The 13,692-nt window shown below is 59.0% G+C and carries 14 protein-coding genes and 1 pseudogene; 2 read left to right on the top strand and 13 right to left on the bottom strand.

Annotated elements, in window-relative coordinates; genetic code table 11:
- Window positions 1–7: 7 nt before the first annotated feature.
- The 6 genes from IAG39_RS14730 to IAG39_RS14705 form a co-directional block, all read right to left on the bottom strand.
- Window positions 8–697, bottom strand: a complete 690-nt coding sequence (locus tag IAG39_RS14730) for an amino acid ABC transporter permease (RefSeq protein ID WP_013394168.1) — start codon at window positions 695–697, stop codon at window positions 8–10.
- Window positions 690–1,379, bottom strand: coding sequence for an amino acid ABC transporter permease (locus tag IAG39_RS14725; RefSeq protein WP_118934268.1), 690 nt, complete (start codon window positions 1,377–1,379; stop codon window positions 690–692). Before IAG39_RS14725 ends, IAG39_RS14730 begins: the two co-directional genes overlap by 8 nt.
- A gap of 120 nt (window positions 1,380–1,499) precedes the next feature.
- Entirely contained in the window at window positions 1,500–2,321 is an 822-nt protein-coding gene (locus IAG39_RS14720) for an ABC transporter substrate-binding protein (RefSeq protein WP_165867950.1), read from the bottom strand.
- A gap of 51 nt (window positions 2,322–2,372) precedes the next feature.
- A complete protein-coding gene (locus IAG39_RS14715) occupies window positions 2,373–3,614 on the bottom strand; it encodes an aminotransferase class I/II-fold pyridoxal phosphate-dependent enzyme (protein ID WP_118934266.1) in 1,242 nt (413 codons plus the stop codon).
- Window positions 3,611–4,291, bottom strand: coding sequence for an RraA family protein (locus IAG39_RS14710; protein WP_118934265.1), 681 nt, complete (start codon window positions 4,289–4,291; stop codon window positions 3,611–3,613). The genes IAG39_RS14715 and IAG39_RS14710 overlap by 4 nt, the downstream gene beginning before the upstream one ends.
- Window positions 4,292–5,259: 968 nt before the next feature.
- The gene (locus tag IAG39_RS14705) at window positions 5,260–5,973 is read right to left on the bottom strand and encodes a phytanoyl-CoA dioxygenase family protein (RefSeq protein WP_118934263.1); all 714 of its coding nucleotides are present in this window, start codon (window positions 5,971–5,973) and stop codon (window positions 5,260–5,262) included.
- Window positions 5,974–6,109: 136 nt separating this feature from the next.
- On the opposite strand from IAG39_RS14705, the gene IAG39_RS14700 reads away from it, so the two are divergent.
- Window positions 6,110–6,400, top strand: coding sequence for a hypothetical protein (locus tag IAG39_RS14700; RefSeq protein WP_059380392.1), 291 nt, complete (start codon window positions 6,110–6,112; stop codon window positions 6,398–6,400).
- A gap of 165 nt (window positions 6,401–6,565) precedes the next feature.
- Here the strand turns inward: IAG39_RS14700 and cysS are convergent, their stop codons facing one another.
- From cysS to IAG39_RS14680, 4 genes are all read right to left on the bottom strand, one after another.
- Entirely contained in the window at window positions 6,566–7,969 is a 1,404-nt protein-coding gene (gene cysS / locus IAG39_RS14695; protein ID WP_118934261.1) for a cysteine--tRNA ligase, read from the bottom strand.
- Window positions 7,970–8,240: 271 nt separating this feature from the next.
- Window positions 8,241–8,633, bottom strand: coding sequence for an Ltp family lipoprotein (locus tag IAG39_RS14690; RefSeq protein WP_118934259.1), 393 nt, complete (start codon window positions 8,631–8,633; stop codon window positions 8,241–8,243).
- A 304-nt stretch (window positions 8,634–8,937) separates the two neighbouring features.
- The gene (locus tag IAG39_RS14685; protein WP_124260401.1) at window positions 8,938–9,306 is read right to left on the bottom strand and encodes a 5-fold beta-flower protein; all 369 of its coding nucleotides are present in this window, start codon (window positions 9,304–9,306) and stop codon (window positions 8,938–8,940) included.
- 166 nt (window positions 9,307–9,472) lie between these two features.
- Window positions 9,473–10,675, bottom strand: coding sequence for a GGDEF domain-containing protein (locus IAG39_RS14680; RefSeq protein ID WP_187524038.1), 1,203 nt, complete (start codon window positions 10,673–10,675; stop codon window positions 9,473–9,475).
- Between the two features lie 329 nt (window positions 10,676–11,004).
- On the opposite strand from IAG39_RS14680, the gene IAG39_RS14675 reads away from it, so the two are divergent.
- Window positions 11,005–12,060 carry an RNA methyltransferase gene (locus tag IAG39_RS14675; RefSeq protein ID WP_118934257.1) on the top strand — a complete coding sequence of 352 codons (1,056 nt, stop codon included), beginning with the start codon at window positions 11,005–11,007 and terminating at the stop codon, window positions 12,058–12,060.
- Window positions 12,061–12,132: 72 nt separating this feature from the next.
- On the opposite strand, the gene IAG39_RS14670 is transcribed toward IAG39_RS14675, so the two are convergent.
- The 3 genes and pseudogenes from IAG39_RS14670 to IAG39_RS14660 all read right to left on the bottom strand — a co-directional run bounded on the left by IAG39_RS14670 (window position 12,133) and on the right by IAG39_RS14660 (window position 13,517).
- Window positions 12,133–12,906 carry a M15 family metallopeptidase gene (locus tag IAG39_RS14670; protein ID WP_118934255.1) on the bottom strand — a complete coding sequence of 258 codons (774 nt, stop codon included), beginning with the start codon at window positions 12,904–12,906 and terminating at the stop codon, window positions 12,133–12,135.
- A gap of 65 nt (window positions 12,907–12,971) precedes the next feature.
- On the bottom strand, window positions 12,972–13,151 hold the full coding sequence (locus IAG39_RS14665; protein WP_124260400.1) for a hypothetical protein: 180 nt from the start codon (window positions 13,149–13,151) through the stop codon (window positions 12,972–12,974).
- Window positions 13,135–13,517, bottom strand: a pseudogene (locus IAG39_RS14660) (c-type cytochrome). The gene IAG39_RS14665 and the pseudogene IAG39_RS14660 overlap by 17 nt, the downstream one beginning before the upstream one ends.
- Between the last annotated feature and the right edge of the window lie 175 nt (window positions 13,518–13,692).

Below are 13,692 nucleotides of genomic sequence, written 5' to 3'. Positions count from 1 at the left end.
TGTTCCTTCAAGCCATGGCGCGCGAGCGGCGGATACGCAGGTCCAGCCAGCTCAGCCCGCGGCTCAGGCTGAAGCACACCAGGAAATAAATGATGGCCAGGATGCCGAAAACCTGCAGCGGCTTGGTCAGCACCAGGTTGTTGACCTGATTGGCCGCGAAGGTCAGCTCGTTGACGCTGATGACATAGCCCAGCGACGTCTCCTTGATGGTGGAGACGAACTGGCTGGTCATGCTGGGCAGCACGTTGAACAGCGCCTGCGGCAGCACTACCCGGCGCATCGTGGTCCAGTAGCCCACGCCCAACGAGCGCGAGGCCTCGATCTGGCCGCGCGGCACCGCCTCGATGCCCGAGCGGATCACTTCCGACAGATAGGCGCTTTCATAGACCACCAGCGCGAAGATCAGCGTCCAGAAGCCGCTGATCACCTGGCCGGTCAGCTTGGGCACCACGAAGTACGCCCAGAAGATCAGCATCAGCAGCGGCATGCCGCGCACCACGTTGACCAGCGCCTTGCTGGCCGTGCGCAGCCAGCCGTAGGGGCTGACCCGCGCCAGCGCAATCAACAGCGCCAGCGGCAGCGACAGGGCCAGGCCGCAAGCGGCCAGGATCAGCGTCAGCGCCAGGCCGCCCAGCGGCCCGTTGGGATATTGGCCGACCAGCAGCGTGGGCCAGTATTGAGACAGTAAATCAAGCACCGTGGCCTCCCCGGTTCAGGCGATAGCGGTCATAGACGCGCGATCCAATCAGCATGATGAGGAACGATCCCAGCAGGTACATGATCGTGGCCGCGCCAAAGGTGGCAAAGGTGCGGTAGGTTTCGTTTTCGATCTCGCGCGCCTGGTAGGTCAGCTCCATCACGCCGATGGCCATGGCCACGCTGGTGTTCTTGAACAGCAGCAGCGCGCGCCCCACTAGCGGGGGAATCGAAATCCGCACCGCCTGCGGCACGATCACGAAACGCATGCATTGCAGATAGCTCGCGCCCAGCGCGCGGGCAGCCTCGAACTGCGTAAAGGGAATGGCGCGCAAACCGCTGCGGATGTCCTCCGCGATATAAGCGGCCGACCCCAGCGCCAGCGCAATCGCCGCCAGCGACATCTCGGCGTTGTGCTGGTACAGCCACATGCGGAAACCTTCCGGCAGCAGCTCGGGCATGCCGAAGTACCAGAACAGCACCTGCACCAGCAACGGCACGTTGCGGTGGTATTCCACATAGGCGTCGACCAGCCAGCGGCAAGGCGCCAGATTGGTCGCGCGCACCACCACCAGCGTCACCGCGATGGCAAAGGCCATGACCCAGGCAACCAGGAACAGCTGTACGGTCACCGCCATGCCGCTCAGCAGCAGCTGGTATTGGGAAGCGTCAAGTAGGCTCATAAAACAATCAATCTCCTGCTATCGCGAGGCTCAGGCCAAACGCCACGGGTTCCGGCCGCCCGCTGGATGCGGCGCCGGAACCCGTGACGTGGGACTCGCGGTGGTACTTCCGGACCCTGCTCAGCCCGCGATCGGGCCGATCTTGAAGCCGCGCTCCAGCTTGTACGGCGTCTCCGGACCAAACCACTTGTCGAACAGCTTGGCGGCCACGCCCGAGGCCTCAGCCTCGTCCAGCGCCTGGTTCACCGTTTCCAGGAAACGCGGCTCCGTCTTGCGCACGCCCAGGCCCCAAGGCTCGTCGAACACCGACTTGGCGATCACGCTGACGGGCGCCGTGGGCGGACTTTGCAGCACCAGGCGCACCAACACCAATTCGGAAGCGAACTGTGCGTCCACCTTCTTCTGCTGCAGGGCCAGATAAGTGGCCGAGCTGTCGCCATAGCCAATCACCTGCGACTTATCCAGGATGCGCTTGATCTCGCGTTCCGAGCTGGAACCCTTGGTCGCGCCGATGCGGCGGCCGTTCAGCGATTCCACCGTCTCCAGGCCCGAATCCTTACGCACCAGCAGCTTCTGCGGGCTCACGTAGTAGGCGTGGCTGAAAGCGATCTGCTGCGCGCGGTCGGGCGAAAAACCCAGGTTGGCCGCCAGGATGTCGACCCGACCTTCATTCAATTCCGGCACCCGCGCCGCCACCGACAGCAGCTTGTAGCTGATCTTCACGCCCAGCTTGTCCGCAACCAGCTTGCAGACATCCACGTCGTAGCCCACCAGCTGGCGCGTCGCCGCGTCCTGGAAGCTGAACGGCTGCGACGTGCCCAGCGTGCCGCAAATCAGCTCGCCGCGCGCCTTGATGTCATCCACCTGGTCGGCCTGGGCCGAGGCGCCCAGGACCAGCGTAGCCAGGCCCAGGCAGGCAGCGAAAAGAGTATGGCGTTTCATGCTTGATTCCCCTTGTGTGGTTGTGTGGTGTACGGAATGCCCGCCCTGCCCTCAGGCCAGCTTGGCGCAGGCTTCCCGGATGGCCGAGCAGCCCTGCTTGATATCGTCCAGCGACGCCGCGAACGACAGCCGGAACGTGCCCGGCGCGCCATAGGCATGGCCGTCGATCACGGCCACGCCGGCTTCGCGCAGCAGATAGTGCGTCAGGTCGGTATCGGTCGCGATCACGTCGCCCGCCGGCGTCTTCTTGCCCAACAGGCCCGAGCAGTCCGGGAACACGTAGAACGCGCCCTGCGGCACGACGATCTCCAGGCCCGGCGTACCCGCCAATTCCGCAATCGCCAGATCGCGGCGCTGGCGGAACACCTGGGCAAACTCGGCCACGCAATCCTGCGGACCCGACAAGGCCTCAAGCGCCGCCGCCTGACTCACCGACGACGCGCCCGACGTGCTCTGCGACTGCAGAATCGCCATCGCCTTGATCAACTCGTCAGGACCCGCGCCGTAACCGATGCGCCAGCCCGTCATGGCATAAGCCTTGGACACGCCATTGACCACCAGCGTGCGCGCCGCCAGCTCAGGCGCGACCTGCAGCGGATGCACCGTCGGCTCGTCCGTGAAATTCAGGCGGGCGTAGATATCGTCCGTCATCAGCCATACATGCGGATGGCGCTTCAGCACCTCGGCCAGGCCGCGAAGCTCGTCCGCAGTGTAGACCGAGCCGGTCGGATTGCTGGGCGCGTTCATCATCAGCCACTTGGTGCGCGGCGTAATCGCGCGCTCCAGCGCCTCGGGCGTGACCTTATAACCCGTCGCCGGCGTAGTCTCCACCGCCACCGGCACGCCGCCATTGACCAGCACCATGTCCGGGTACGACACCCAGAACGGCGCCGGGATCAGCACCTCGTCGCCATCATTCAGCGTCGCCGCCAGACCGTTGAAGATCACCTGCTTGGCGCCCGTGCTGACAATGATGCGCCCCGCTGGATAATCGACGCCCGTCGCTTCCAGCAAATGCTGGGCAGCGGCGCGGCGCAGCGGCACTGTGCCCTGGGCCGGCGGATACTTGGTTTCGCCCCGGTTCATGGCGGCGGTGGCTGCCAGGCGGATGTGCTCCGGTGTGGAGAAGTCCGGCTCGCCGATGGTCAGATCGATGATGCGACGGCCCTGTTCGCGCAGTTCGGCGATGATGGCGCGCGCAGCGACGCTGGGCGAAAGTTTGATGCGCTTGATGCGGTCAGCGACGATGCTGGTGGGCTGCGGGGTTTGGGTTTGGCTCGGGGTCTGGCTCATTTCGCGGCTCCCGTCTTCTCGGCCAAAGTCTTCTCCAGCCAGGGCTTGGTATAGGTGCCGGCGCGCAGCTTTTCCTTCGCCACCGCCTCGTCGGACTCCTTCTTCTGAGCCAAAGCCAGCACGGCCGCCGCATGCTCGGCAGGAATCACCACCACGCCATCCGCGTCACCCACCACCACGTCGCCCGGGTTGACCACCTGGCCACCCACCGATACCGGCACATTGATCTCGCCGGGACCATCCTTGTACGGTCCCTTGTGCGACACGGCCCGCGCATAGCAACCGAACTCGCCCTGCGCGAACACATCCAGATCGCGCACCGCGCCATCGATCACAAAACCTTCAATGCCGCGCGACTGCGCATCCATCATCATCAGTTCGCCCACCAGCGCATTGCTGGTATCGCCCGCGCCATCGACAACAATCACGTCGCCCGCGCCGCCCAGCGAAATCGCCTTGTGGATCATCAGGTTGTCGCCCGGCCGGGTCTTTACGGTCAGCGCCAGGCCCACCGTGCGCTGATTGCAGGCATGCAGCGGACGCAGCCCGCTGACGCCATACAGGCGGTTCATGCAATCGCTGATCTGGGCCGAGCCGATGGCTGCGAAACCGGCTAGCACGTCGGCAGCGACGGCCGGGCCGGTACGGGGAAGAATGCGGTATCCGATGGGATTCATAAGTCTGGGGTAAATGCGTGGACAGCGTTAAGCGAACACGCATTACAAGGCCCCAGGGGGTGTTCCTCAAAACGATATAAATTCCCGGTTATGTAGGAATTTTATTCGTGGATGATGGCGGATAGGGTTATCCCTTATTCGCACTTGGGCGTTTGGTCGCCGCCGTTGGGACCTCCGCCAACGCCACTGTCGGAAGGAGAAAGCGATGTCCGCGTCGGCCTCGGCATCAACTGCCCCGTCGAGACCGCGAAAACTCCAGGCGGACACCATTTCGTCGGTGCTACTGGACCGACGCCGGCGCGTCATGCGTCGCGCCGTCCTCATCCCGATTGTCCTCATCGTGCAGCGCTTGTTCCAACATAGCGTCGGTCAAAGTGCACACATGCTCGCACATGCCCTCCACTCCTCCCATCAACGCAGCCACCGACCAGGCGTCCAACGGCGGCGAGCCCGTTGCGTCGGGTTCGGACGCGCCGTTGCCGACTATGCGGGCGGTGGTCTGGATGGCGTAGCGAGCGCGAATTCAGCCAGAAGATTCCCGTATGGCCGGGCCCGAAGTACGGACTGTCCCGTTGGGCTGCGCTGACTTCTTGGTATTCCGGTGGCAAGTGGCTGCGATCGCGCGAACGCAATTCCGCCCACCCGGACCAGGGGTCAGGTACGGTACCTTTTTTCTGGCGTGGGTCTGCCGGGAGGAGTGGCAAGGGCCCATCGGGCGTGTGCCAGAGGCATAGGCGTTTCCCAATGGTCCAGGTCACGGGCTGCACGGCACGCCATCGTCCCTGCCCGTCGCTTGCGATCATTGCGAAATCGCCGGATTTATTTAGCCACGCCGTCAACTCACCGACTTGGTCTTTGGTAATGCAAAAACCGAACGCGGGCATGAACATCGAAATTGTAGTCTGACACCAATTTTTCCCGGCACAAAAGACGAGCGGTTGACGCCGCAACTCCCAGCAGATCCCGCCCTATCTGCTCGTGCGCAGACCGAAACGCGTCGTGGCCATCATCCTGATACGGCTGGACGAATTGACGGATGGGGTGTGCAGCACGCGCATGTCCATCAAGAAAACATCGCCAGCCCGTCCCGACATCTCGATGATCTTGGTGTCGGACGTGCTGAGAACAGCTTCGAGATCGCCTGGCGATTTCAACGATCCACGAAGCCTCCCAGCCGCTACACCCGCCACGCGATGAGAACGGGCCAGCGCTAAAGTTGCGCCCCCGTGTTCAACAACGTCGTCGATCAGATAGAACACCTGGATGCCGGGGATCTCAGCGCCGGATTTCGCCGCCAGGTCAACGTGCCAGTTCAGGCTGCCCAGAGACCATGGTCCTTGATGAGGCAGCGACAGCAAGGGCTGCGTGCCCAGGCTGGATTGCGGGACTCTGCCGGTAAGGTCAGCGATTGCGCTGCGAATTTCCGCCGTGTTCAGTGTTTCATCCAGATCCGCAATCTTCACCATCGAGGATAGCTTTGCGATCTGCTGAAACGGCGACAAATTGTTCAGTGAACTGCCAAGACTTTTTCCGCCGGCCCAGACCTTGAGCCGCGATAGCTCTCGCAGAATGCGCTCCCGAAGCGGCGTCAGACAGCGCTTGGAATGTGCACCGCTCAATCGCAAGTACCCTTCGCCATGGAAAAAGTCGAGCTCTGATTGATTGAGAGTTCTGCCTGTCATGTTCGAGATTTTCGTGTAACGGCTTCTGTCTGGACGGTCATAAACGTCATTTCCAAACTCGGTTTCGGGAGCCATCGTGGCGAGTGACACGGAGCAACGTAAAATGTCAGGTCTCCAGCCTCCACTTGCTTCCCTTATGAACCTTGAACGACTGCGCCGCGAATTTCCCGACTTCGACATAGCAACCCTGCCGCCCCTGCCCGAAGGGTATTTCGATACATCGAGCTACATCGACGCTGCTCCCTCATTCGAGAACGAGGAGCGCAGCTTGAAAGTCTATGTCGACTACGCCAACTACGCCGACCGCGAATCCGGCAGAAGCCAGCGCTTCTGCGTTTCGCGCTACGACGAAGAAGCTGGCGACTACGAAGACGTCGCCCTGTCGACGAACGATTGGGCCGAAGTCTTGCGCTTCCTGACCGCCTGAACGCCCGCGCCGGGGGTGATCGGTTTCCGCTGCGATCGTCGGATGATCGCCCCCGCAGCCGCTTGCGTTTCCGTGGCCTTTCTTGATTTCGGCGGCTGCGGTCGAACCTCGATGAGAATTGTAGTCTGACACCCATTTAAGTACGCGAGGCCCATGCTGTTACCGCTAGCTTGCGATATCGGTGAGGGGCGTGGCGATTTCAGTCAGGCGTTGCCCGTCGTTGCCATCCTCGACTCTCCAGCCTTGGGTGTTTAACACCTTCCGTATCTCATCGGCTTTGGCCCAGTTCTTTGCCTCTCGGGCTTGAGCGCGTTCACCGAGCAGCGCCCGGATACTTTCCGGAATGTCAGACGCTACTGGCCTCCAATCGCGTAACCCGAGGCCCAGTACCAAATCAAAGCTGTCCACAGTCGCTTTCAAGGTGGCAGGCGGGAGCTCGCTCTTGACGAGTTCCCATAGCACGGCCAATGCCCTCGGCAGATTCAGGTCATCATTCAATTCGGCGTTGAAGCGCGCGGCGAAATCCGGATCGACGCGGCCACCGTCCGGCCAGCCAGAATAGAGATGCCGCAGCCGGTTCAAGGCTGTCTGCGCTGCACCAAGCGACGCCCAACTGAAATGCAGCTTGCTCCGGTAGTGAGCTGTCATGCACAGGTAGCGGTAGGCAAGCGGATCTGTGTTCCGACTGCGCAAGGTCTGCAAGCGCACAAAATCCCCGCTCGACTTCGACATCTTGCTGTCGGCATTGAGTGTCAGAAAATGTCCGTGTATCCAGAAGTTCGCAAGGCGAGTGCCGTAAGCTGCCTGTGTTTGCGCAATTTCGTTGCTGTGATGCACGGCGATATGGTCTTCTCCGCCACAGTGGATGTCGAACCAGATGCCGAGATGTTTCGCCGACATGGCCGAGCACTCAATATGCCAGCCCGGAAATCCACGCCCCCATGGGCTATCCCATTCCATCTGCCGCGCTACGCCCTCCGGACTGAACTTCCATAGCGCAAAATCCGTGATGTTCCGCTTCGCGCCAAGTGCTACGCGCTTGCCCGCTTGCAGACCGGCACGGTCGAGCCGGGCCAGAAAGCCGTAGTCATCCTGCTTGCTTGTGTCGAAATAAAGACCGTCGTCGGTCTTATACACGTAGCCGGACCGATCCAACTCGCCGATAAACGCGATCTGTTCGGCGATGTGATCGGTCGCGCGGCACCATACCGTCGGCTCCAGCAAGTTGAGGGCATGCCAATCCGCGATGAAGGCCTCGGTGTAGCGCTGAGCAATAGCATAGGCGGACTCCCCGGTCCGCCTGCTACCTTTTTCCATCTTGTCTTCGCCTTCGTCGGCATCCGAAGTCAGATGACCGACGTCGGTGATATTAACGACATGACGGACCTCGTAGCCGTTGCGTATGAGTACCCTGCGCAGAATGTCTTCAAACACATACGTTCTTAGATTGCCAATATGCGCATGGTCGTAGACGGTGGGTCCGCAGCAATACATGCCGACGTGGCCAGCGTGGATAGGCGTGAACGGGCGCACGGTACGCGACCAGGTGTCATACAACGCAAGTGGCATCAACTCTCTCCGTATCGAAGGGTGCAGGCAAAAAACAAAAAAGCCGCCGGTTTTGCAACGGGCGGCCAGAGGCGATTGATTCAACGTATAGCTAATTGCTAGGCGCAGTTTCCCCCGGCACGTTCTGACAACATGCACGGACCAGCGAAAAGAGGGATTTGGAGCGAGTAGCCATGTCTGCAATCCTAGCGGCTTTGGGCTGTGCAGGTCAATGCTGGCAAACGACCGGTTTCCGGGATGTCATTCTCAATGATCGCATTCTGCAATCCGTCTATTCGCACACACCCACCGCTCGCGCGCCATAGGTTGCTTCGCTATTGGTGTATTTTTCCGCATTCGACGAAAGCTGCTGAATGAGGCCTTTGCACGAAAAGCCCATCATGTCTACATAGTTCTTTGCGGATCTCGCAGCTTGCTTGTTCCAATCGACGTTGAGGCTATCCACTGCCACCGTCGCATCCGCAACTTTGTAGCCATCAGCCGCATCCGACGACAGCTGACCAATCAGTCCATTGCGTGAGAAACCCGCAAAGCTAAGGTATTGCTTGGCCGAGCGAACAGCATTTTTTTGGGGAATGGTGAGATCTTGAGCCCATGTCGCCGTCATTCCAAGCGTTGCAACAATAATAAATGGAATGCATGCTCGAGGTGCTATTTTTTTCATATACCTTTGCTGTAGATTTTTCAGGAAATTTCACATGAGGAAACGGTGTCAGACTATGATTTCCCAGCATCTAGGCAGTAAAACCGTAGTCAGACACCTTGTACTCTCGCGTGTGACTGCAGTCAATTATCTTCGGACGGCAGCTTTACCACGAAGCGCATAGAAGCCTGATGTCTGTGGCTTATCTTCGATTTCAATCGGTTCAAAATCGTCCTTGGCATATCCAGCCGCAACAAGTGCCGACCAGAAATCTGGTACGTCACTTTCATCAAGTAGCGGTATTTTTCTTCTCTTCCTATCCTAGTCAGCGGCTAATGCGACCACGGTGATTACCATATTGGTCATAAATGTTGCCGTCGCTATTAACTCGGCCGCGTGAGCTACCGTACTTGTCATACATGCTTCCATCGCTGTTAATACGACCAAGATAGCTTCCGTACTTATCGTATTGGTTGCCGTTGGAATCGCTTCGACCAAGGAGGCTGCCGTACCTATCGTACCTGTTGCCGTCTTTGTTAACGCGGCCTTGGTAGCTGCCATACTTGTCATATATATTTCCATCGTCATCGATATGACCGAGCGAGCTGCCATATTTGTCGTGGAAATTTTGATCGGCATACGCAGCTGAGATGCCGATCAGCATCACGCATGTGCACGAGATGAGAAATTTCATGGCAATTCCTTCCATTGGAACATCAGAACCCAGGAACCTCTGTGTCAGACTACAATTTTTCAGCGTCAAGGCAGAGGAAATAAGGTGTCAGGAAATAAGGTGTCAGACTACAATTTTCTCAGCTCTTTGGTAGCGAAATTGCAGTCTGGCGCCTATTTTTTTTATTTCAAGCCATTGCTGATTTAGCGCCCTCAACCGAAACGCTGATGCCGACGTCGGCTGATTCGATCCGATTGCGCCCTGCCGCCTTTCCCCTATAAAGAGCAGCATCGGCCTCGTTAAGCGCATCCTCCAACTCATGCACACCATGAAACGGTGGTGAAACTCCAATGGTGACCGTGCAGCGCAGCACATCGTCGGAACCCGTCACTTTGATTGCCTGATTCTCAACGCTGGCACGCAGACGTTCCGCCAAGTGGATTACACGGTCCCCATCAGCTTCCAGAAAAACAGCCACAAACTCTTCCCCGCCAATACGCCCCGTCAAGTCCCCGTTGCGAACCGTGGAACGAAGTATGTCCGCGACTTGGCAGATCACTTCATCGCCAGCTTGATGCCCATAGGTGTCATTGATAAGCTTGAAATGGTCGACGTCCAACAGCAGCAATCGAGCCGCCCCGGCATTCCGAGAATTAAAAGACCGGGTGAGCGCCTCCTGGAGTCCTCGGCGATTGAGGAGATCCGTCATGGGATCGCGCGCCGCCATATTGCGCAGGCTATCCGTCAGCCGCCGCAGTACCAGCCAGACAATGGAAGGTGGGACTATGGTCGCCAGGGTCGACATGTAGATGTAGAAGATCATCTGAAATCGACTATCCATATGCAGCGCATCCAGGCCGCCATCTACGATTTTCAAGAACTTCAGCGCATTCAGAATGCAGATTCCGCCTATCAGGAACGCGAAGAAGAACATCTCCCCGTGCAGATCTTTCGCGAAAGTGCGAACGCCATAGATCACGGTTATGGTCATTGCAAAGAAGAGCACGCTCGCCATCGCCGCAAGCATTGCGTAACGCGCGGTGGGTCCTGCGCCCCATTGCACCAGGCATTGCGCAATGCCATAGACCACGGAAAAAATGATCAACGTGCGCCACAATCGGACCTGACGCCCAAAGAAGCGCATGGCGCCTAGCCAGTAGGCGATCGGGGCAGCCAGCGTGAGGGTGTGATTAACGACGCTCATCACACTCCAGGCGGGTCCGCCTTCAACCAGTTGCAGGATATAGGCCAACGCCAGCAGGAGATTGCCCGCGGCGAAAAAGTCCATTCCCATCCTGTTGCCGGGCAAGCGGCGGCTAATCAGCAAAAACATGCCCGAAAAGCACAATAGATGTGCACACAGCATGGCAACGAGAGTGGATGCAACCATAACCTTGACGTGGAGAAACGGAAATAATCCTGCGCTGGAGCCGCTAAATCATGGGCAGCGACATTAACCAGGGAAACCCGAGCCAGGTCAAGTGCAACGTGCGACTTGATCGAGCGAAAAATCAAACTCAAAGCGGCACGCGCACGTTGAAATGACGCGGATAAATCCTCAGGGTGTGATTCCCACGTGACGCAATCCGTGGAGGACTGCCACTTGCCGGTAGCAGACCAACCGGCGGTTACCGACCTTCGAAATCTCGGCAGTAGTCGGCAACGAGACCACCTACCCTACGACAGCTCGTTCCAGCGGCAGGGTAAAATGCGCCCCCCATGCGCTACTCCGACTTCGACCAACGCCTCGCCGCTCTCGGCGCCCTGCCCGTCCACCGTGGCCGCCTCGTGCGCGTCTGGCTGCAAGGGCAAGCGCTCGACACCGGCACGCGACGCCGGAGCGCCGAGCACTTTCTGCCTCTCGCGCTACGTGACGCCGTCCCGGCTTTGACGGCGGAGCTGGACGCCCTCGCCCGCGTCCGCTCCGAACACGCAGGTAACGACGGCTCGCGCTTGCTGGTCGAACTCGCCGACGGGCAGATGGTGGAAAGCGTGCTGTTGCCGCGCGACGGACTCTGCGTCTCCACCCAGGTCGGTTGCGCGGTCGGCTGCCGCTTCTGTATGACCGGCAAGAGCGGCCTGATCCGCCAGGTCACGAGCATGGAAATCCTGGCCCAGGTCGTGCTGGCGCGGCGTCAGCGCGTAGTGAAAAAAGTCGTCTTCATGGGCATGGGTGAACCGGCGCACAACCTCGACAACGTGCTCGAAGCCATCGACCTGCTCGGCACCGAGGGCAATATCGGCCACAAAAATCTCGTGTTCTCAACCGTGGGCGACCTGCGCGTGTTCGAGGCCCTGCCGCAACAACGCGTCAAGCCCGCGCTGGCGCTGTCGCTGCACACAACCAAGGCCGAACTGCGCGCACACCTGCTGCCGCGCGCGCCGAAAATTGCGCCGGAAGAACTGATCGAACTGGGCGAGAGATACGCTCGCGACACCGACTATCCGATCCAGTATCAGTGGACGCTGCTCAAGGGCATCAACGACGGCGACGACGAACTCGATGCGGTCGTGCGTCTGCTGAAAGGCAAATATGGGGTACTCAACGTCATCCCCTTCAATAGCCTTGAAGGGGATGACTACCAGCGCCCCGAAACCGAGCGCATCCACGAGATCGTCCGCTCCCTGCAAAGCCGTGGCGTGCTGACCAAGGTGAGAAATAGCGCTGGGCAGGATGTGGATGGGGGCTGTGGGCAGTTGCGAGCTCGGGCTGTAGGCGCGGAACAGGTGGTTGAGCTGCGACGCAAGCGCACTGCAAAGCTGGAAGCTACCTAGGACGGGACCGCCCGTAGTTTGAACCTTTCTCTGCTTACGGCTTCACGGGCAGTTCCAAAGAGATTCGCCCTGTCAGCCAGTCACAGATGGAATTTTGTAGGTGCCATTTTGAACCGCCTGCTGAGCGCGTGTGGGATCGTGTTCCCAATGCCATGGCTCACCGCTGACAGTGCGAACGAACCCAAAGCGAGGCGCGTTTTGTTTTAGCCACTCATAGACCTCGTTGCCGTCCGCACCCGCGACAGCGATATCGATGGCGATCCCGTTCTGGTGGTTCGAGTTGCCGGGTTTCGCAGCCAAATTGAATCCGGGAAGACGCTTGACATACCCATCCCACAGCATCTTCTGCTCCGGATAGGATCGGAACCCGCTATTGATGGTAAGGTTTACACCTGACGACTTCGCCTTCCCTACCATTTCCAGATATGGCGTAACGGTAGCAATAGAAAGACGCTCAATTTCCGTTGTCGAATCGACTATTTCGACGAGGTCGATCTGGCCAATGTAGGCGCCACGCGACCACGCTGCGTTAGGACCGAACTTTCCGCTTCCAGCCCCGGGTTTGAGCAGATCAAGGGTCTCATTGATAAACGAGCCTTCGAAGTTCTTTGTCGAGGTCCAGCCAAGTGGCTCGCCGTTTTCTCGGACGGCATGCGCAAACAGTGCGACCTTCTTTGCTCCCGTCTGCAAGCGCTGAATCGCGTCAACACGTATGACGATCCCTTGCGGTATTTTTTGAATCTCTCCATTGGCCGTTTCGAACGCCATGAGATTGTCTTCCCGCCTCAGCCGCGCGTCCGGATCCGAGACGGTGTAGCGGTTGCTGAGATAGCTACGTTCAAGCATAGACCCTCCCTTTAGACGCTTGCCTAAAATCGGATCTAGGTTATTCGTGATCGCGTGGTAAGTAACTAGCCCGGAAGTAGCAATCCGATCCTGCCAAGCGATACGACGGCGTAGCGGCAGCCTCCATCCCGCTGCAATTCATCCAGTCCGTCGAATCGGATACTGACCGTCTTGTTCGCTTTGATCCGGATCGCGAAGTTGCCGCGCAGCCAGCCGGCCAACGCGCCCTCATCGGCTTTTTGCAATCACATCGCTCATGTATTTGTTCAAATCACGAAAATCCTGAACAGTCCAAGAGTGCGGCGCCAGCTTTACGCCGTTCTCCCTCAACGTTCTCGGAATCAGGTCTCCGTTCGGACGAAGGATTACCGATGAGACGATGACGCCCGGATAGTCATTGAGCCGCTTCTTGAACGCAGCAGTTGTGAGATCGGGCGTGGGAGGATTGCTTTTCTTGGCCAAAGGCCCGTACCCTTGATATCTGCGCCGTGGCACATCGCGCATCTCTGCGTGTAGAGATTCTTCCCGTTGATGCTTTGTGCGAAGGATGGCGATGGTTGACTCAACACCAACGCTCCCAGCGTAGCGATGAGCAATTCTCTTGCTTTCATTTGGCCTTGTCGTATCACGCAAATTGGCGGGTGCCGAGTATAGACCCGCAAGCGTGAAATCGCCGCTCTTGGCGGAAAGCAGAAATTTCGCAAGGTTGGAGCAAGTCCATCAACGGCTTACATCGCCAGGTTGCCAGACCACACGAAGCAACGCCCGCGCTTGGCAATTGCTCCT

Origin of the sequence: Achromobacter xylosoxidans, assembly GCF_014490035.1 — a bacterium.
Lineage (GTDB): Bacteria > Pseudomonadota > Gammaproteobacteria > Burkholderiales > Burkholderiaceae_B > Achromobacter > Achromobacter bronchisepticus_A.
The sequence above is the reverse complement of the archived record's forward strand: the minus strand, read 5'-3'. Positions and strand labels throughout refer to the sequence as shown.